Genomic DNA, 1201 nt, shown 5'->3' on the forward strand with positions numbered 1-1201 from the left:
GGCGTGGCTCGCCGTCGCCGCCCTGAACCTCTCCGTTCCGCGCACACAAGCCGGCCAGATCGCCATGGCCGTCAACCGGCACGCCGCAGCGGGCGACACCGTCGTCTTCTGCCCCGACCAGCTGGGTCCCCCTGTCACCAGGCTCCTGCACACACCGGCCGGACGTCTGGCCTACCCCACCGCACAGGATCCCGCCGTGGTCGACTGGGTCGACTACGAGCGCCGCAACAAGAGCGCGTCCGCCGGCGCCTTCGCCACTCGACTGCTGGCCCGCACGTCCGGCCAGGCACGCATCTGGCTGGTCACCCACGACGGCTACCGCACCTACGGCCATCAGTGCGCGGATCTCCGCCACGCCCTCGCCGACGCCCTCGGCCCGCCCCGGGTCCAGGTATCCCCGCTCCCGCGAATCCCCGAAAGCGCGACCCTGCTCGAGTACCGGTCCCGAGTCCTGGCCCGGACACCGACCACGGGGTGACCCGCCGGGAGTACGTCCGGTGGCCACGGCCTGACGACAGCGGCAGGAGGAAGCCAGGGCCACCGCGGCACCGCCGGGAGAGCATCTCCGAGCGGTGTGCTCCGCGTCGGCTACGATCATCACATCCTGCTGTGTCCGATCCGCGCCACGGCTACGACCGTGTTCGGCCTGCCCCCGCTCCGCCGGAGCCCGTCCCGGCTNGGAGCGGCGACCCTGTGGCAGCGTTCGCCCGTCGGACCGCACAGCAGGCGGCGCGGCTGCGCGCAGAGAGCCAATGAGGGAGACCGATGATCTTCATCACCGCCAAATTCCGTGTCCGCCCCGAGTACGCCGACCAGTGGCCGGAGATCGCCGCCGAGTTCACCGCGGCCACACGCGACGAGCCGGGCTGCCTGTGGTTCGACTGGTCCCGCAGCGTCGAGGACCCGACGGAGTACGTCCTGGTCGAGGCCTTCCGCGACGACGAGGCGGGTGCGGCCCACGTGCGGTCCGAGCACTTCGAGGCCGCGCAGCGGACCCTGCCTCCCCACCTGGCCGAGACGCCCCGGATCGTGAACACGACGGTTCCGCAGGACGACTGGTCGCTGCTGGGCGAGATGAGCGTCCCCGGGCAGGAGTGACCACACCGCCGAGCGCTTGCGAAGCCGCCCGGGCCGTGGGCCGTTCCACCGTTCGGAGCACGGTGTCACCCGCGGAGTTGCGCCGTCGGCCGGCCGGGCACAG

At 72.3% G+C, this 1201-nt stretch carries 2 protein-coding genes; both read left to right on the plus strand.

The features are described from left to right. Positions 1 to 478 (plus strand): hypothetical protein (locus RH94_RS19995; protein WP_199881005.1); only part of this gene is annotated, 478 nt, incomplete at its 5' end. A 287-nt stretch (positions 479 to 765) separates the two neighbouring features. Continuing rightward, positions 766 to 1098, plus strand: coding sequence for a putative quinol monooxygenase (locus RH94_RS20000; RefSeq protein ID WP_073948892.1), 333 nt, complete (start codon positions 766 to 768; stop codon positions 1096 to 1098). Positions 1099 to 1201: the final 103 nt, after the last annotated feature.

Origin of the sequence: Streptomyces kebangsaanensis, from assembly GCF_001906585.1 — a bacterium.
GTDB lineage: Bacteria > Actinomycetota > Actinomycetes > Streptomycetales > Streptomycetaceae > Streptomyces > Streptomyces kebangsaanensis.